Below are 17,659 nucleotides of genomic sequence, written 5' to 3'. Positions count from 1 at the left end.
GGCCGATCCGATGAGCGGCCATCCCGTCAGACTCCGGCGTTGGCGTCTTGCTTCTTCTTGAGCTCGAGCGCGATGTCGATGAGCTGGTCCTCTTGGCCACCGACCAGCTTGCGGCTGCCCGCCTCGAGGAGGATCTCTGCGGCCGAGACGCCGTAGCGTTCCGCGTGACCCTCGGCGTGCTTGAGGAACGAGCTGTAGCACCCGGCGTAGCCCATCATCATCGCCGAACGATCCACCAGGCACTCCGACGGCATCGCCGGACGGACGACATCCTGTGCGGCGTCGGCGATCTTCATGAAATCGACGCCGGTGGTGATGCCGAGTTTGTCACACACACCCACGAAGGCCTCGGTGGGCGTGTTGCCGGCGCCTGCTCCGAAACGCCGAATCGAGCCGTCGATCTGCTGCGCGCCCGCGCGGATCGCGTTCACCGAATTGGCCACCGCGATGTCGAGATTCTCGTGCCCGTGGAACCCGACCTGCGCGTCATTGCCGAGTTCGGCCACCAGGGCCTCCACCCGGACCGTCACATCCTCGAGGACCAGCGCACCTGCGGAGTCGACGACGTACACACACTGACACCCGGCATCGGCCATGATGCGGGCCTGTTTGGCGATGACCTCCGGAGGCTGGCTATGGCTCATCATCAGGAACCCGACGGTCTCCAGGCCGAGATCACGAGCGAGTCCGAAATGCTGGATCGAGACATCGGCCTCGGTGCAGTGCGTCGCGATGCGGCAGATCTGACCGCCGTTGTCCTGCGCCGCGCGGATGTCGTCCTTGGTACCCAGCCCCGGCAACATCAGGAAGGCGATCTTCGCACGCTTCGCCGTTTCGGCGGCAGCCTTGATCAACCGCTGCTCGGGGGTCTTGGAGAAGCCGTAGTTGAACGACGACCCACCCAGACCGTCACCGTGGGTCACCTCGATGACCGGCACCCCGGCCTCGTCGAGTGCACCGACGATCGCACGCACCTCGTCCTCGGTGAACTGGTGACGTTTGTGGTGGCTGCCGTCACGCAGCGACGAGTCCGTGATGCGGATGTCGAGGGTGTCGGAGTACTTGCGCGCGTTCGCCATCAGCTTCGGGTCACGCGGTGTCAGAACCACATTGGTACTCATGCGGGGACTCCCAACTTGGTCTTTGCTGTTTCGAGGGCACTCACGCTGGTGGTCACGCCGGGACTCCCAACTTGGTCTTGGCGATCTCTTCGCCGACCTTCGTGGCGGCAGCGGTCATGATGTCCAGATTCCCGGCGTACGGCGGGAGGAAGTCCCCCGCACCCTCGACCTCGACGAAGATCGACACCCGGGCATGTCCGCCGTTCAGGACGCTCGGCGGGTCGAACTGGGGGTCCTGCAGCAACCGGTATCCCGGTACGTAGGCCTGGATCTCCTTCTCCCGCCGGTGAATCGACTCGGCAATCGCGTCGGTGTCCGCATCCTCGGGGATGGCGCAGAAGATGGTGTCGCGCATGATCATCGGCGGGTCGGCCGGATTCAGGATGATGATCGCCTTACCGCGCTGCGCCCCGCCGATCGTCTCCACACCCGCCGACGTCGTGGCGGTGAACTCGTCGATGTTCGCGCGGGTGCCCGGCCCGGCCGACACCGAGGCCACCGACGCGACGATCTCGGCATACGGCACCGGCACAACCGAACTCACCGCATGCACCATCGGGATGGTCGCCTGACCGCCGCAGGTGATCATGTTGGTGTTCGGCGCATCGAGGTGCTCGCGGAGATTGGCCGGCGGCACCACGGCGGGGCCGACTGCAGCCGGGGTGAGGTCGACGGCGATGATGCCCGCCTCCTCGTACTTCGGCGCGTACTCGCGGTGCACATAGGCCGAGGTCGCCTCGAAGATCAGATCCGGACGTTCCGACGACGCCAGCAGTTCGTCGGCGCCACCACTCATCGTGATCAGGCCGTGATCGGCCGCGCGTTTCATACCCTCGGAGGCGGCATCGATGCCGACCATCCAGCGCGGCTCGATCACCTCGGAGCGCTCCAGTTTGTACATCAGGTCGGTGCCGATGTTGCCCGACCCGATGATCGCAGCGGTCAGTTTGGCTGCCACGGGTTCCTCCTCTTGCTTGTTGTGAAAGTTGTTCGTGTCTCGGTGAATTCGAAGAACACTTCGTGTCAGGTGAAATCGAGGGTGACGCTGCCCAGTCCCGCGAAGTCGGCCACGAAGTGATCGCCCGACGAGATGTCGATGGCCCGCGTCGCGGTGCCGGGAAGGATCACGTCACCCTTGCGCAGGCGCACCCCGAAGCCCTCGACCTTGCGTGCGAGCCAACTCACGGCGTTGAGCGGATGTCCCAGTACCGCAGACGAATTGCCCTTGGCGATGATTTCTCCGTTACGCGTGAGCGTCGCGTCGATGTCACCGGTGTCGATCTCGGAGATCGGGACGCGTTGCTGACCGAGAATCCAGCCACACGACGACGCGTTGTCGGCGATCGTGTCGCAGAGCGTGATCTTCCAGTCCTTGATCCGGGAGTCGATCAGCTCGATCGAGGGCACCACCCAGGCCACCGCGTCGATGACGTCCTCGTTGGTGCACCCCTCCCCCGGCAGGTCCTCGCCCAGGATGAAGCCGACCTCGACCTCAACGCGTGGGTAGCAGAGCCTCTTCGCGTCGATCGGGGTGTGCTCGAAGTACTGCATGTCGTCGAGCAGATGGCCGTAATCCGGTTCGTCGACGCCCATCATCTTCTGCATGGCCTCGGACGCCAGGCCGACCTTGTGCCCGGCGACCTTCGCCCCGGCGTCGAGTCGCTTGCGGATGTTGATCAGCTGGATCTCGTACGCATCGACCACGTCGAGGTCGGGATACGCATCGCTCGGCCGGTCGATCGCGGTCGCCGACGCCTCCGCCCGCGCCAGATCGGCAGCGATCTGCTCGCGGATCCCCTGCTCAACCGCCATTCCACTCCCACTTCCGTAATGTGAACGTGTTCTATTTTAGAACACGTTGCAGTTCGGCGGGCGATCCCCGCCTCAGGTTGTCTCGCCGACCCGCCCGTCACGCCTGCACAGCGTCGCCACATGGGAAACCGAGTCGTTCGGGACAAGCCCGCCGCCGGGGGTCGGATGACCGACGCATCGGCAAGACGCACACGTACCCACACACGCCGGACACCGCTCAAACCGGCTGGCACCGCAGCGAATAGAAAGATCATCGCACCAGGACGTCGGGGTCGCGCGCCCCCTTACCACTGAGCGGGAGTCCGCGATCGACCTCCGACCGGCTCGGAGGCCCTCGCCCGTCCGGGCGATCTAGGCTTCGGCGAGGGCGGTCGGAGTTTCGTCCCGCATCGAATCCTCGACAGCCCGAAGATGTGCGGTCATAGCGGCTATCGCCGGTTCCGGTTCACCCGCCCGGATGTGTTCGACCACGCGACGCCGTAGCTCGCCGACGTGGTGTAACAACGGTGGCCCACCCCGAACTATCCGGACATGCACTGCCTGGGCGAGCGAGTCGTTCAACATGACGAGGACGTCGTTGTGGGTGGCCTCGGCCAACAGTCGATAGAATTCGGTGATCCGCGCCCTGCGGACGTCGGGCTGATCGCGTAAGCGTTCGATCACCCGGATGTTTTCTTCCAGTCGTTCGAGATCTTCCTCGGTGGCACGTTCGCAAGCGAGACGTAGAACGTCAGACGTGAGCAGAATCCTGGCCTCGAGCAAACTGTCCGCCGACAGTGCCCCGAGAGACGCGAGGTCTTTCACCGACTGAGTGACCATTCCGTGGTGACCGGTCGCCACGAAGGCGCCACCGTGCACGCCCAAGCGGATCTCGATCAATCCCAGCGACTCCAAACCTCGCATCGCTTCGCGAACGCCATTACGGCTCACCTGGAAGATCGCCGCCATCTCACGCTCGGCGGGCAATCGGTCCCCCGGGCGATACCGACCGCTCGTGATGGCTTCGCGGATCTGGGCAGTGATGTACTCGTGGCCCCGTTTCGGGCGGGCGACCGGGGTGAATCCGCTCTCGGGTAGGTTACTCGCCGGCACGGGCACCTCACTGCCGACAGGCTCGGTCACCGCTTCGACCTCCTCGGATCGGATGGACTTGCCACTTTCTCGGCTCCTCACCTTACGACCCTCGGCGGAAGATTTCCGACCTTTGACTTCTAATGGTTCTACCATTAGCCTCGACCCCAGGGCGTGGCCGACGTCACACTCCGCTGGCACCTCGACCGCGCCTGATCCGGATGACAGTCCGAACGCGGGACCCCACCGTCCGCCCTGTCGACGGATACTCCCGTACGTAGAGGAGAGACAATGGCTCACAACGTCAGCACGCCGACCCCCTCCATCCTGTCGAAGGCGTTCGATGTCCTGAACGCTTTCAATTCGCGGAACAGGGTGATGAGCCTCCGGGACCTGGCACTCGCATCCGGCCTCCCGAAGTCGACAGTCCACCGACTGCTGGCGCGGCTGATCGAGCTCGGCGCGATCGAACAAGAAGGCGCCGGCTACCGAATCGCTCTGTCGATGTTCCAGCTGGGCGCGCTCCCCCCCGAGGTGGACATGCGTGACAGAGCGCTTCCACACCTTGCGGCCCTCCATCGCTACACCCGTCAGACCGTGCATTTCGGCGTGCTGCGCGGTACGGACGTCGTCTATCTGGAGAAGGTGCCGGTTGTCCGGTCTGTGTCGGTGATCTCCGAGATCGGAGCACGGCTGCCGGCGCACTGCACAGCCGTGGGCAAAACTCTCCTCGCCTACGAGGATCCCGAGGCGCTGCGTTCACAGCTCGACGATCCCCTCCCCCGGTTGACACCCCGGTCTGTCGGCAACGTCGCTGCGCTGCTCGCCGACCTGGAGACGATTCGTCATCAGGGCATCGCCGTCGAACGAGAGGAAGCACAACTGGGAATGACCTGTTTCGGCGCTCCGGTCGTGGTCAACGGCTCCACGGTTGCCGCCGTCTCCGCCTCGTTCGAACTCGGTTCGCCGCTTCCCAAGGACCTCTCACTGGCGCTGCGCAAGACCGCAGCCGGGATCGCAGCAGCCGTCAAGGCGCAGCTGGGCGACTCGAGGTCGATGGTGCTGTGACGACCACTGCGATCGCAGTCTGCCGATGCCGACCGGGGAGTCCCCGGTGTCGTCGATCGTCACTCACTGTCTCGTACGGCCACCGCGCCGGAGAGGAGTTCCGCGAGATGCACGCCCCGGGTACCGGCGAGGTGTTCCATCTGCGTCCGGCACGAGAACCCGTCCGCCAGAACAACAGTGGTCGAGCTGGCCGCGCGCAGCGCGGGCATCAGTTGCGTCTCGGCAACCGCAACCGACACGTCGTAGTGGCCGCGCTCGGCACCGAAGTTGCCGGCCAGGCCACAGCAACCCCCCAGAGTCTTGACCGAGGCTCCGGCCTTTTCCAGAAGCCGACGGTCGTCGTCCCAGCCGAACACCGCGTGATGGTGACAGTGCGGCTGCGCGATCACCTTCACTCCGGTCAGATCTGGTAGGCGGAAGTCCTGATCAGCGACGAGCAGTTCCGACAACGTGCTCGTCGAACGCGCCACCGCATGCGCTTCGGGTGTGTTCACCAACTCAGGCAGGTCGGAACGCAGCGCCGCCGTGCACGACGGCTCGATGCCCACGACGGTGAATCCCCGGGTCACATACGGATGCAGTGCATCCACCGTGTCTTCCAGCCGCGTGCGGGCACGGTCCAACTGCCCGGTCGAGATCCAGGTGAGTCCGCAGCACGTGCTCCGCTCCGGCAGATGCACCCGGTAACCGGCACCCTCCAGCACCTCGATCACCGAGCTCGCGATGGTGGGAGTGAAGCTGTCGGTGAACGTGTCGACGAACAGGACCACATCCTTGCCTGCCGGAGCGGACAAGGTCTTCTCCTGGGCTCTGCGCCAGGTCCGGCGATCCGCGCTCGCCCCGATGGTCGGGATGCTGCGCCTCGCGTCGATACCGGCGGCCCAGGCGACCAGCGGATGCGCCGCACGCACGCGACTCAGCCTGTTGGCAACGCGGGGCATACGCCGGGCGAACCGGAGCCACATGGGAAGCCAGCCGAGAGAATAGTGCGAACGCGGCCGAATCCTGCCTCGATATCTATGGTGCAGCGCCTCCGCCTTGTACGTCGCCATGTCGACACCGGTCGGGCAATCCGACTTGCAACCCTTGCAGCTCAGACACAGGTCGAGTGCCTCGTGAACCTCCGGCGCAGCAAGCCCTGCCGGCCCGAGGTGTCCGGAGACCGCGTCCTGCAGTACACGTGCTCGCCCTCGGGTCGAATCCTTCTCAGCGTTGGTGGCCTGATAGGACGGGCAGATCACGCTCGCGGACGGATTGGGTGCGACGCAACGGCCGATACCGGTACAGCGATGGACCGCACCGAATAGACCGTCGGCGTCGTGTGGATACGCGAAAGCCAGCGGCAACGGCGCGCCCGGCGCGGCCGTGTAACGCACGTCGTCCGACGCGGGCCGGGGATCGACGATGATCCCGGGGTTCATCAGATTGTGTGGATCGAAGTGATGCTTCACCTGCTCGAACAGCGCGATGGCATCGCCGGAGTACATGTGCGGCAACAGCGAACTCCGGGCACGCCCGTCGCCGTGCTCGCCCGACATCGATCCCCCGAAGCTGCCGACCAGCCGTGCCGCATCGTCGAGAAAATCCTCGTAGCGTCGTCGACCTGCATCGACATCGAGGTCGAAGTCGATGCGCACGTGCACACATCCATCACCGAAGTGCCCATACGGCACCCCGCTCAGCCCGTGGTCGGTCAGCAACTCCTCGAACCGTTCCAGATAGTCGGCGAGGTGCTCCGGTGGAACTGCGGCGTCTTCCCAACCGGCGTGGGCCGGCCGACCACTCGGAGTACGGGCAACCAATCCCGACCCGTCCTCACGGATCTTCCACAGCGCCGCGGCCTCCGCGGTCGAACCGACGAGGCGGTGATCGATTGCGTCACTGACAGATGCGGCGAGCGAGATCCTGGCCTCGAGCTCGGCCCGGTCCTCGCCGGCGAACTCCACGAAGAGCCATCCCGCCCCGCGCGGCATGTCCGGCAACCCACCCGGCCGTACGGCACGAACGACGTCGGTGATCCTGCTGTCGAGTCCTTCGCAGGCGATCGGCGACAACGGCAGCAGGGCCGGCACTGCCGCAGCTGCGGCGACCATGCTCTCGAAACCGAGTACCCCCATGACCCGGTGACCCGGGTCGGTGACCAGCGCCACATCCGCCTCCACGATCACACCGAGAGTTCCCTCGGATCCGACGATCAATCTCGTGACGTCGAACCCGTTCTCCGGCAGTAGCGGGTCAAGGGCATAGCCGGAGACCTGACGACCGAATCGTCCGAACTCCGTTCGTATCGTCGCCAGCGATCCCGAGACCGTTCTCCGCAGAGCGTCGAGTGTCGCCGACCGATCGTCGCCGGCGCCGGCCAGCGACCCCAACCTGAGGTATTCCCCCGACGCCGTGACAAGCGCCAGCCCACGAACGTTGTCGCTGGTCCGGCCGTATCCCAGGGCTCGCGAGCCACATGCGTTGTTGCCGATCATCCCGCCGACAGTGCACCTCGAGTGCGACGACGGGTCCGGTCCGAACCGCAATCCCTCGGCGGCCGCGTGGCGCTGGAGAGTCGCATGCACGGCACCCGGTTCGACACGTGCCGACCGTGTCTCCGCATCCACAGCGAGCACCGCTGACAGATATCTGCTGTGATCGATCACGACTCCGGCACCGACGGCGTTGCCGGCAATGGACGTGCCGGCACCTCGGCTGGTGATCGGGACGCCGTTCTCCGAACAGGCTGCTACGACCGAGTGGATTTCGTCGAGGTCGCGCGGGAAGACCACAGCGCTGGGCGCGACACGGTACACCGAGGCGTCCGACGCGTACAACGACCTGGTGAGCGCCGAGTCGTCTGCCTCGATCCGGCTACGTCTCACCGCCGACATCGCTGCGGCGACCGCGTCCGGCGCGGGCCGTGACGGCCCCGATGCCGCAAGCGAGGGTGTCACGGCGGATGCCGCCGATCCGGCGAGGAGTCCGCCTGAATCCGAGTGCATTGTCAATCCCCACTTCTCACGCCACTGTTACTGCCCGCTCGCCGCCCGCGACCGGGCAGCCACCGCCGACCCACTGCAGGCCAGCGGAACCATTGCCGGTCGACTGTCTCGATCTACTCGCTGTAGACGGCGAATGCCTTGTTGGAGTTGAAGATCTCGGTTGTGACCAGATCCGAGTGCGTGAGCTTCAAACCGAGCTCGTCGACAGCACCGAGCATGCAGAACCAGTTCAGCATCTCGTGCTGTCCGGCCTCTACGATCTGACGGCCAGTCGCCGATCTCCAGTACTCGCGGTCGCCGTCGACCATCGCATCGAAGAACTTCTGGTCGGCCGGGATGTCCGGTTGCAGATGCCAGTCCTTGTCGTTGAGGAAGGCGTGCGACCAGCTCGAAGACGCCACGTAGGCAACACGTTTGCCCGTCTGCGACATGCACTTGGCCACCGCCGACCCGAGTGCCATGCATCGCGCGGGACTCGGACCCGCGGGATCGAGCCTCTCGTCGGCGATCTCAGCAAACCGCGCGATGCCGCCGCGGCGCGCGATCGCGTGCTGCCCATAACAATTCACTGTGATCGGCAGGATGGGGTAAGGGAATTCCCGGCCGGCGTTGTCGTAATCCAGAAACAGCTGCGTATTCGCGATGGCGTGCGGGAAGTGCGTCTCTTCCCGCTTCCGGTACGAATAGGCCATGTCGAAGCCGGACTCGAGCAGACCATCTGTCAACTCCCTGGCAGCGTCCACGTCCCCTTTCAACGTGAATTTCGTCTCTGCCGGCAACCCCCAGACGTTGGGAAGACCGCGGTCGACCATCTTGCCGAACGCGTGGACCTCGAGATCGTCGTAGGCCAAAATGCAGAACGGCGGAATCACTTCCTCGCGGAAGTTCTCGAACTGGTCGTCGCCCCACACCACCACGATGTCCGGGTCGAATTCGTCGAGAGCCGCACGACATGTCGCCAGGTTCTCGACCAGTGCGGCCCGGTGCTCGGCTGCGGCGGCCCGCCCGTTGTCGTCGGACCACTCGCGCTTCTTCTCATCCGACCACGAGGCCACGTCTTTCAGATGCTCGGGGATGTCGGGGTCCTGCAGGGTCCACCGAAGGAGGTTGGCCATGTTCTCATCGGTTCCGGCCAGCAGTGGGTAGTGGGTCAATCCGAGACCAAGTGACGATGCCATCGGTGGCAACCTCCTCGTTGCGCTAGTTCAGTGATCATGGGGCCGCCTGCACGAGTGCCACGGTCGCGTTCACTGAATATGATGCCGCCCCCCGGGGTGGCCACCAAGAGCACGTTCCGGCCCTCGGAACCGTGATTCATCCGTAGGCAAAGCGGCCGGTGAGCGCGGATTCTGCGCTCACCGGCCGCTGTGGCACGGACTGTCCCGCAAGCCGATCAGGACGACGTCTTGACCAGCTTCGAGGAACGGCCGGACCGGCCTTTGACCGGGAAGGTGTACGGCCCCAGGAACAAGAACGCGACAGCGGTGATCACCAGTCCCACACCGACGATCACAAAGGTCGGAGTGTAAGTGCCGTAGAGATCGTACGAGGACGCGAAGGCGAGCGCGCCGGCGGCGGAGCCGACCGTGAACACCGCGAAGATGATGCCGTAGATCTTGCCGAAGTGGGCAAGCCCGAAATATCTGGTGGTGAGGTAGGACGTCACATCGACCTCGATGCCGATGACAAGTCCGAGCAGCAATGCACCGATGACGGAAAACTGTCCACTCGCGATCAGCACAAAGGAGACGATGGGCAGCACCTGCTGGATGGCCGCGACCGTCGGACCGTGGAAGCGATCGACGAGCAGCCCGGCGAGAGGTCTGGCCAGCAACGACGCGATGCCCACCGGTACGAGCACACCGGCCGCTTCGGCGGCGGACATGCCACCGTCGCGAAGCATCGGCACGAGATGCGCCATCGCGCCGTTGATCGCCAGCGAAGCGATGATCGTCGATACCGCCAGGATCCAGAACTGGCGCGTCCGCAACGCTTCGGCGCGTGTGTGTCCGGGAACCGTCTCAGGCGCCGGAGACGAGCCGTCGGCGACCTCCGAGGCCCGTTCGTCCGCTGCCACCTCGAGAGCAAGGCGCTCCTTGGCGTTCGGCTCGCGGACCAGGAACAGCCAGCACGGGATACCGACCGCGACGACCAGGATGCCTAGGGCGACATAGGCCGCGCGCCAACCGAAGTTGTCGATGACGAACTGGGTGTAGCTGGGAACCACGGCTGTCCCGAGTCCGATGCCGCAGATGGCCAGGCCGATGGCCAGCCCTCGCCGGTTGTCGAACCACCCTGACACCGCCTTCACGTACGGCGGGACGTTCTGTGCCGCGGCGACACAGTAGGTGATGATGAACAAGACGTAGAAGACGACCAGGCTGTTGGGTACCTGCGAGATCGCCATCAGCGACAGACCGAACAACCCGATCAGCGGAATCATCACCCGGCGCAGTCCGTACCTGTCGATGCCGTAGCCGACCAGGATCACCGCGACAGCGGCGAACAGGCCGCCAAGACTCTTCGCGCCGCTGACCTCGGTCCGACTCCAACCGAATTCCTCGCCGAGCGGGATCATGAAGATGCCGACGGTCTGGAGAATGATCGGCCCGACCCCGACCATGAGTCCCAAAGTGCTGCCGACGACGACCAGCCAAGATCGTCTGGACAAATTGTTCACTGCTGTCTCCTCCTCGTCGAGGTACGCGCGGGGCCAGGTCCGTCGAGGCCGACGTCCGGGTCACAGACGACGGGCTGTCACCCCGTGAACCGGGTCGCGGTTGCGCGCCCTCCTGGTGCCAAAAATGCGACTCATCGAATAGTGGAGGACCGATGTGAGGCGTACCACCGCATGTTCCGGGCGCTGGAACGGCCCGTGGTCAGGAAGATCGGGGAGGTGGAACCGGGCACGCATCGACCTCGACACCTGATGCTGCTCCATACCCGAGAGGTGGCCCCGTCCCATGGCGCGCGGTCACCTCGACTTCCTGACGTCATACGACCGGCCCGATGCCGCCCATCTCTACAGCGTGGACCCGATGTGCCGCCGACACGCGCAGACCTGACGAAATCAGGAATTCGGAGGACCAAGGGGCGACCGGCGACCGAAGAAAGCGGCAGCATTCTGCAACGACATGGCGTCGACCGTGTCGTCGTCGATGGCGCCGGCTTCGCCTGCTTTGTCCCCTATCGCAACGAGTTCGGCCAGTGGCGTCCGGTAGAACGGGTAGTCGCTGCCGATGAGCAGGTGGTCGGGTCCGAACCGTGCGGCGAGGAGTTCGAGTAATCGGGGCTCGAACACCAGGGTGTCGCACCACAGTCGCGCCAACAGCGCGTCGAGTCGTTCACTCTGCGCCGGATCGTCGGCGCAGGCGGCCGTACGGAGACGTGGATATGTCCATGGGAGCGAGCCGCACCCGTGCGCGAATGCCAGACGAAGGTTCGCGAATCGTTCGAGCACTCCCCCGAGGACGACCGCCGATGCGGCCAGCGCTGTGTCGGTGTGCATTCCGATGGCGAAGGGATATGGCTTCTCACGTCCCCGCACCGCACTCTGCTGTTGCGTCGGATGCACGAACAGCGCCAGATCATGCTCCTCGGCTGCGGCGTAGAACGGCCACAACTCCGGGTCGTCGAGCTCCCGACCGCCCGGCAGACTGCTCATCTCGACGCCGACGACACCGGGGAAACCTGCCAGCCTGTCGAGTTCCCTGACCGCACCGGCGATCGTGAACATCGGGACCGCGCCGAACACGAGCAGTCGCCCGCCTGACCGGGCAGCCGCGTCGAGCAATCCATCGTTCTGGGCCTGGAGATACCTGGTCGTGTCCGCCTCGGACGCGGAGCCCGCCAGCGTCACCGGTACCGGCGAGATCACCTGGTGCGAGATGCCCGCCTCGTCGAGGCTGGTCAGACGTTTCTCGACGTCCCACAATGCCGGCTGCACGGTACGAAAGATTCTCTCGCCGATCATGATTCGACCCTCGCCCGGATCGACGACGAGACGCGGGAGGTCGGAATCGCCACGCTGGGACCGAGAAGGCATGAAGTGTGAGTGGATGTCGACCCGGCCCATCGGCGGGCTCTGCGAGGGAGTCATGGGCTGCTCCGCTCCTTCCGTGTCGTGCTGGTGACAGCAGACCGAGGCCGCACCCATCCATGGGTACGGCCTCGGCATTTTCATCGATGGTGGTTGATCACACGGCAGCCAGAGTCTGCTCGCGCGCATCGACCCGTCCGGTGGCCACGCCTGCGATCCTGTCCGCGTCGTCCGGGAGGACGTCACCTCGCCACACCACGTGCAAGTCAGGGCGCACCAGCAGAAGCGAACGTCCGTACGCCTCACGCAGCCGGGCATCCGGGACGCGCAGGATTTCGATCGGGGCGCCGACCGCTGCGAATGCCCGCTCCAATGGCGCGGTGTCGGTCGCTGCGGCGCCGAGATCGAGCAGGGTGAAATCCTGTCCGAGCGCGTCCTGGATGGGTCGGCCGTCGTCGAGCCACATGTGGGGCAGACGCACGCCCGGGTACGCACCTGGGGTGTAGCGCCGGATCTGATTCTCCGGAGAGCCGGGTTCGGTCAGAATCACCGGTGACTGCGAGTACCGATAGGACGTCTCGGTGCCCGCGAGTTCGTGGCCGATCGGTTGGCCTTCGGCCGCCAGCTCTGCGACACGACGACGGTTCTCTTCTCCGGCCGGCGTGTCCTTCTTGAATTCCTCGGTGGCCGCCGAGCGCCAGCGGCCGACCCCCTGGGCTGCAGCCCGGGACGCCTCCCGGTTGAACAATCCGATCTCGCGGCGCTCGAGTTCGTAGGAGTCGAGCAGGTGTTCACCCGCGTATCCCTTGACCGCGCCCGCCAGCTTCCAGCTGAGGTCGACCGCGTCGCCGATGCCGGTGTTCATACCGAGGCCACCCTGGGGAATCACGAGGTGTGCCGCGTCGCCGGCGATGAACGCTCGGCGGTCGCGGTAGCTGTCCGCGACGAGTAGGTGGTGGTACCAATCGCCCTCGTGGAGGACCTCCACCTCGTCGAGGACGTCGCCGAGCAGGTCCTTGAGCCGGTCCACCGCGACGTCGCCGTCCTTCCAGTCGAGGAAGTTCACGACGAAATGCTTGAGGTCGTCCTGGACCACGAGCGCACCCGAGGTGAAGTAGTAATGGCGTCCGGGTCCGAACGGCATGTTCTCGAAGAGTGTCGTCGAACGGAAGAACACCTGCCGGACCGGCCGGATCCGCCCGTCACCCTGATGAGCGATTCCGAGCTGCTTGCGCACGGTGCTGCGACCACCATCGGCGCCGACCAGCCACCGGCTCCGCACGACCAACGTGTCTCCGGTGTGCAGTCGAAGTTGGCTGGTCACGCCGTCGTCGTCCTGTTCGAACGAGATGAGTTCAGCACCCGCACGCAAATCCGCGCCCGCGTCGATCGCGGCACCGCGAAGGATCGGCTCCACGGTGTACTGCGAGACGAGCTGCTGGGGCTCGAAGGGGAGCGATCCGTCACGACTCTGTCGAGCCAGTTCCTTCGCCTCCGGCACCGAGGGGTACTTGAGATGCAGGAGGGCGTCGTGCCGGGTGTCGGCCACAACGAATACATCCATCGGATACGGGGTGAACGCGCTTGCTTCCCGTAGCGTGTCAGCCACCCCGAGCCGGCGGAATATCTCCATCGTTCGGGCGTTGCACCGCTCCATCTTGGGCAGCTTGCGCGGTTCCGGCGCCGCTTCCGCCAACACGACGTCGACGCCGCGTTGCGCGAGGTCGAGCGCGATCGTGGACCCGACTGGGCCTGCACCCACTACCAGGACATCGGTGTCGACAGGATCCGCCACAGGACCTGAATTCATGGTGTCTTCCTTTCCTGACCGTCAGGGCGTCGACGGTGGTTCTCGATTCGAGGGCGCCGGCCATGTTCTGCCGAACCAGACCTCACCGCACCGGGACCGAGGGCGATCGAGCTCGTGAGCTACTCGATACCGTCCGTCTCCGGCTGTATGCACCTCTGGGATTCTGGCCGACCTGCAAGGCCCGCGCGGCACTCTGTTCCAGCGCCTGGAACGCCCGCCGTCTGATCGTCGTGTCGCGGCGTTGTAGCGCATCGGCTTTGCTGGAGGCTCTCGAACCTGCGGCGGATGGAGCGGGAGAGCACGCACGTTCTGCCTTCACCAGTTGCGCCCACCCACACCTGGCTCTCCGACGCGTGTTTCAGTTGTCGACGATGTCTCTGGCGATCGCGCTGTCGGCGGCCTGTCTCATGCCGGTGAGCACGCCGTCCTCGACCGTCCATTCGTGAACGAATCGAATCTGGACGGTTTCTCCGTCGTTGGTCGGCGCGTAGTGACCAGTGACGAACACACGCTCGTCGCCGGCTGCGAAGTAGTCCTCGACAATGGTGGGCCACTCGTCAACCGCCGGCATCAGTTGGCCGAAGTACTCGACGACTCCTTGTGGCCCGGTGTACACACCAGAGAACGGGAAGCCGGGAGTGATATCCCAGACCAGATCGGGCGCGGCCAGCTCTTCGAATGCTGCCGGGTCACCGTTGGACTCGTACAGTTCACGGACCAGCCGCTCGTTGGCCTCGCTGTGTGACTGTTCCGCGTTGCGGGGGTCCTCAGTGGTTGTCGAGCATCCGGACAGCGTGAGCGCAGCTACCGCCGCGACGGCACCAACACCGAGGACGATCCGATTCCGCGAAGTGATGGGGGAGGTGAAAGTTGACATGGGTTCTCCTGGAAATGGTGGGTCCATGACGCGACACTGCCGACTTCAGGGCTCATCGCCCCGTGATGACGGCCGCGGGTCGCGGTCGGGGGTCGATCTGTCGCGTGGCCACGCAGTGGCAGCGGGTGTCCGGTACTGACACCGCCGGAGGGTCGGCACCGCCGCCGGTGGGCTGCGCGGAGGTTGTCTATTCGAGGCGACGAAGCATGTCGAGCATCCGTGGGTCGCGGTGAGTGAACCCGACAGCTGGTTGTTCTCTGTCGAGTTCCGCGATCGCCGTCATGTCTTCGTCGGTCAGGGAGAAATCGAAGATGTCGATGTTCTCTCTGAGCCGGCTCTCGTGAGTGGACTTGACCACCAGGGCAACGTTGCGCTGGGTCAGCCAACGCAACATCACCTGGGCAACAGTCTTGCCGTGTGCCGAGGCGATCTCAGCAAGGATGGGGTTGCGGTGTGCTTCTGGATTGCCCTGCACGAGCGGCGCCCACGCCTGCAGAACGGTGCCGTGCTTCCCGGCGAGGTCAGCCATGTCCTTCTGCTGGTTGAACACGTGCGTCTCGCGCTGGTTCACCGCGGGCACAACCCGGTTGTGGGCAATCAGGTCGGCATACCGGTCGGGATAGAAGTTCGACACGCCGATCGCGCGGACCCGGCCGAGAGCGGTCTCGTTGTAGTAGCGAGATGCGGTGTCGAACAACCGGTAACCGGCCTCGATGGCCTTCGGCACGGTGTCGCGAACCTGTTCATCGGTCATCTGAAACACGCCGAGGCCGATCTTCGCCAGTCAATGCCGCTATTCAGGGCGATGGTCTCCATCCGAGTTCCTTACATGGGGTGGGCGTGGTGACGCGTTGACGATTGGCGGGGGCTGTGTCGCGGGTGTCGGGCCCGCACGCAGCAATCAGGCTCGTACTACGTGGATGTTGAAATCAAAGGTGTCCAGGGCACCTGCGAGGGTGAAGTACAGGCGCGAGTACATCTCTGCCCCGCGTGCTCCGGTGATACCGCCGAGATCGATCACTGACCCCGCAGGCCAGCCGAACCCCCCTAGCAGACTGCGTACTGTCGCCTTTGCGTCCTCGTCATCGCCGGCCACGAACAGGTCGTGCTCGCCCGGGATGCGGCTCGGGTCGACCATGAGGGGGAAGGCAACCGAATTGAGGGCCTTGACGACCTTGGCGGCCGGAAATGCGCGCTGGATCTGTTCAGCCAAACTGTCGGTGTTGGCCACGGTCAGGGTTGGTGGCATACCTTGCGACAGGTCCAACGGCAGCGCGACGTCGAGCAGCACTTTTCCGCTGAGGTTGTCTGCCCCGACGGCCTCCAGCGCCGCCAGCGAGTTCGCACCGTTGGTCGCGTTGACCACGACCTCCGCGAACGCGCCTGCCTGCGCAAACGTGACCAGCGCGATGTTGTCGTGGTCTCGTTGCCACTGGCTGTAGGGCGGGTTGCCGAACGCGTCGGAATCGGTGTTGGACAGGGTTGTGTCGGTATTGCGGGTGCCGATGACGACGTCGTGCCCGGCGCCCGTCAACGCGGCTGCTAGTGTGCGGCCGACGCCACCGGTGCCGATGACAGCGATTTTCATGTGTTTCTCCTTCTCGATGCCGATCCCATGACGTGACCCTCGACTGCTGTTGTCGGCCAACAGAGTCAGGAACGGAACCGGCTGTTGGCATTTCGTCAACCGGCGGCGTCACCGATTCCTCGCGCTTCTGTGCGCCGTACGTGGCGTGCAGTCCCTGGGTCGATGACCAGAGTGCGTCGATCGGCGAGTCAGTGACAGGCACTGTCAGGGACCCTCGCCTCGCCCGAACCGGTCCTACGATGGACGCATGGACATCAGGCGCGAGATCCGCGATTTCCTCATGAGCCGCCGGGGCCGCATCTCACCCGAGATGGCCGGGCTTCCCTATGCCGGCGGCGATCGCAGGGTTCCTGGTCTACGGCGCGAAGAGGTCGCGATGCTCGCCGGGATCAGCGTCGAGTACTACACGCGAGTCGAGCGGGGCAGCCTCGGTGGTGCTTCCGAAAGCGTGCTCGAGGCCTTGGCCCGAGTGCTTCAACTCGATGAGGACGAACGGGCTCACCTCTACGACCTGGCGCGCAGCGCCAGTGCCTCGTCGAGGAATCGGCGAAAGTCCCAGTCGCGGCCTGCAGTGACCGAGGCCGTCCAGCAGGTCATCGACTCGATGACGGTGCCTGCAGTCGTACAGAACGCGCGCATGGACCTCATCGCGGCCAACGCTCTCGGCCGCGCCCTGTACCCAGGGCCCTACAGCATGACCGGACAGCCGAACTTCGCACGGTTCGCTTTCCTCGATCCACGCGCCGCGAGTTTCTACGGCGACTACGAAGGAGCCCGGAACTTCACGGTGTCGGTGCTGCGCGCCGCCGCCGGCCGAGACCCCCTCGACACCGCACTCAGCGGCCTCATCGGCGAGCTGGCCACTCGCAGCGAGGACTTCACGGCCCGCTGGGGCAAACACAACGTGCACCGCCACTCCCACGGCCGCAAGACATTCCACCACCCGGGCGTGGGCGCCTTGGACCTCGTCTACACCGACCTCGTCCTGCCCGGGGACCCGACGGTGTCGATCACGACCTATACCGCCGACCCCGACAGCCCCACCGCCGATGGCCTGGCCTTGCTCGTCGCATGGGCCCAAACACACCACGACCAGCAGGCTCGCCGCACCGCCTCCTCTACGAGATCCACATCACGCTCGTGGTCGTAGCCCGCCGCGAGCGGCCCTCGACGGAGCGCGTCACTGTTCGCCGACCGCCGGCGAGCCACGCGTTCCGGCCGTTGAAACACTCCCTTGAGCGCTGCAGAGTGGCGAACGAGTATGGGATGCACGCGGCAGTTCACCG

Annotated in this window: 14 protein-coding genes; 2 read left to right on the top strand and 12 right to left on the bottom strand. The window is 65.1% G+C overall.

Annotated elements, in window-relative coordinates:
* Positions 1-26: 26 nt before the first annotated feature.
* The 4 genes from dmpG to ACFVHY_RS01085 form a co-directional block, all read right to left on the bottom strand.
* Positions 27-1,121 (bottom strand): 4-hydroxy-2-oxovalerate aldolase, encoded by a 1,095-nt coding sequence (gene dmpG / locus ACFVHY_RS01100; protein WP_390267220.1) that lies wholly within the window; start codon positions 1,119-1,121, stop codon positions 27-29.
* A 52-nt stretch (positions 1,122-1,173) separates the two neighbouring features.
* Complete coding sequence (locus ACFVHY_RS01095; protein ID WP_086533665.1) at positions 1,174-2,079, bottom strand: acetaldehyde dehydrogenase (acetylating); 906 nt, start codon at positions 2,077-2,079, stop codon at positions 1,174-1,176.
* 65 nt (positions 2,080-2,144) lie between these two features.
* Positions 2,145-2,933, bottom strand: coding sequence for a 2-keto-4-pentenoate hydratase (locus tag ACFVHY_RS01090; RefSeq protein WP_390267216.1), 789 nt, complete (start codon positions 2,931-2,933; stop codon positions 2,145-2,147).
* Between the two features lie 351 nt (positions 2,934-3,284).
* On the bottom strand, positions 3,285-4,055 hold the full coding sequence (locus tag ACFVHY_RS01085) for a FadR/GntR family transcriptional regulator (RefSeq protein ID WP_390267213.1): 771 nt from the start codon (positions 4,053-4,055) through the stop codon (positions 3,285-3,287).
* 240 nt (positions 4,056-4,295) lie between these two features.
* On the opposite strand from ACFVHY_RS01085, the gene ACFVHY_RS01080 reads away from it, so the two are divergent.
* Entirely contained in the window at positions 4,296-5,072 is a 777-nt protein-coding gene (locus tag ACFVHY_RS01080; protein ID WP_390267210.1) for an IclR family transcriptional regulator, read from the top strand.
* A gap of 59 nt (positions 5,073-5,131) precedes the next feature.
* Here ACFVHY_RS01080 and ACFVHY_RS01075 read toward each other — a convergent pair whose 3' ends face one another.
* The 8 genes from ACFVHY_RS01075 to ACFVHY_RS01040 form a co-directional block, all read right to left on the bottom strand.
* Positions 5,132-7,948, bottom strand: coding sequence for an FAD-binding and (Fe-S)-binding domain-containing protein (locus ACFVHY_RS01075; protein ID WP_390268768.1), 2,817 nt, complete (start codon positions 7,946-7,948; stop codon positions 5,132-5,134).
* Positions 7,949-8,172: 224 nt separating this feature from the next.
* On the bottom strand, positions 8,173-9,237 hold the full coding sequence (locus ACFVHY_RS01070) for an extradiol ring-cleavage dioxygenase (protein WP_390267207.1): 1,065 nt from the start codon (positions 9,235-9,237) through the stop codon (positions 8,173-8,175).
* A 215-nt stretch (positions 9,238-9,452) separates the two neighbouring features.
* Positions 9,453-10,739: an MFS transporter gene (locus ACFVHY_RS01065; protein WP_390267204.1), complete on the bottom strand. Its 1,287-nt coding sequence runs from the start codon at positions 10,737-10,739 to the stop codon at positions 9,453-9,455.
* A 390-nt stretch (positions 10,740-11,129) separates the two neighbouring features.
* Complete coding sequence (locus ACFVHY_RS01060; RefSeq protein WP_390267201.1) at positions 11,130-12,158, bottom strand: amidohydrolase family protein; 1,029 nt, start codon at positions 12,156-12,158, stop codon at positions 11,130-11,132.
* A 97-nt stretch (positions 12,159-12,255) separates the two neighbouring features.
* On the bottom strand, positions 12,256-13,908 hold the full coding sequence (locus tag ACFVHY_RS01055) for an FAD-dependent oxidoreductase (protein WP_390267198.1): 1,653 nt from the start codon (positions 13,906-13,908) through the stop codon (positions 12,256-12,258).
* A gap of 358 nt (positions 13,909-14,266) precedes the next feature.
* Entirely contained in the window at positions 14,267-14,785 is a 519-nt protein-coding gene (locus ACFVHY_RS01050) for a nuclear transport factor 2 family protein (protein WP_390267195.1), read from the bottom strand.
* Between the two features lie 187 nt (positions 14,786-14,972).
* Positions 14,973-15,482 (bottom strand): aldo/keto reductase, encoded by a 510-nt coding sequence (locus tag ACFVHY_RS01045; protein ID WP_390268765.1) that lies wholly within the window; start codon positions 15,480-15,482, stop codon positions 14,973-14,975.
* A 204-nt stretch (positions 15,483-15,686) separates the two neighbouring features.
* The gene (locus ACFVHY_RS01040) at positions 15,687-16,373 is read right to left on the bottom strand and encodes an NADPH-dependent F420 reductase (RefSeq protein ID WP_390267192.1); all 687 of its coding nucleotides are present in this window, start codon (positions 16,371-16,373) and stop codon (positions 15,687-15,689) included.
* A 247-nt stretch (positions 16,374-16,620) separates the two neighbouring features.
* On the opposite strand from ACFVHY_RS01040, the gene ACFVHY_RS01035 reads away from it, so the two are divergent.
* Positions 16,621-17,523 carry a helix-turn-helix transcriptional regulator gene (locus tag ACFVHY_RS01035; protein WP_390267189.1) on the top strand — a complete coding sequence of 301 codons (903 nt, stop codon included), beginning with the start codon at positions 16,621-16,623 and terminating at the stop codon, positions 17,521-17,523.
* Positions 17,524-17,659: the final 136 nt, after the last annotated feature.

It is taken from the genome of Gordonia sp. NPDC127522, assembly GCF_042672305.1.
Classification (GTDB): Bacteria; Actinomycetota; Actinomycetes; order Mycobacteriales; family Mycobacteriaceae; genus Gordonia; species Gordonia hongkongensis.
Note: the sequence above shows the minus strand (reverse complement) of the source record. Positions and strands in the feature narration are given on the sequence as shown.

Excerpts from the sequence above, each read along its gene's own strand:
- ACFVHY_RS01050 (WP_390267195.1), bottom strand. The coding sequence starts at position 14,785 with ATGTCAACTTTCACCTCCCCCATCACTTCGCGGAATCGGATCGTCCTC.
- ACFVHY_RS01090 (WP_390267216.1), bottom strand. The coding sequence starts at position 2,933 with ATGGCGGTTGAGCAGGGGATCCGCGAGCAGATCGCTGCCGATCTGGCG.
- ACFVHY_RS01070 (WP_390267207.1), bottom strand. The coding sequence starts at position 9,237 with ATGGCATCGTCACTTGGTCTCGGATTGACCCACTACCCACTGCTGGCC.
- ACFVHY_RS01055 (WP_390267198.1), bottom strand. The coding sequence starts at position 13,908 with ATGAATTCAGGTCCTGTGGCGGATCCTGTCGACACCGATGTCCTGGTA.
- ACFVHY_RS01060 (WP_390267201.1), bottom strand. The coding sequence starts at position 12,158 with ATGACTCCCTCGCAGAGCCCGCCGATGGGCCGGGTCGACATCCACTCA.
- ACFVHY_RS01040 (WP_390267192.1), bottom strand. The coding sequence starts at position 16,373 with ATGAAAATCGCTGTCATCGGCACCGGTGGCGTCGGCCGCACACTAGCA.
- dmpG (WP_390267220.1), bottom strand. The coding sequence starts at position 1,121 with ATGAGTACCAATGTGGTTCTGACACCGCGTGACCCGAAGCTGATGGCG.
- ACFVHY_RS01080 (WP_390267210.1), top strand. The coding sequence starts at position 4,296 with ATGGCTCACAACGTCAGCACGCCGACCCCCTCCATCCTGTCGAAGGCG.
- ACFVHY_RS01035 (WP_390267189.1), top strand. The coding sequence starts at position 16,621 with ATGGACATCAGGCGCGAGATCCGCGATTTCCTCATGAGCCGCCGGGGC.
- ACFVHY_RS01075 (WP_390268768.1), bottom strand. The coding sequence starts at position 7,948 with ATGTCGGCGGTGAGACGTAGCCGGATCGAGGCAGACGACTCGGCGCTC.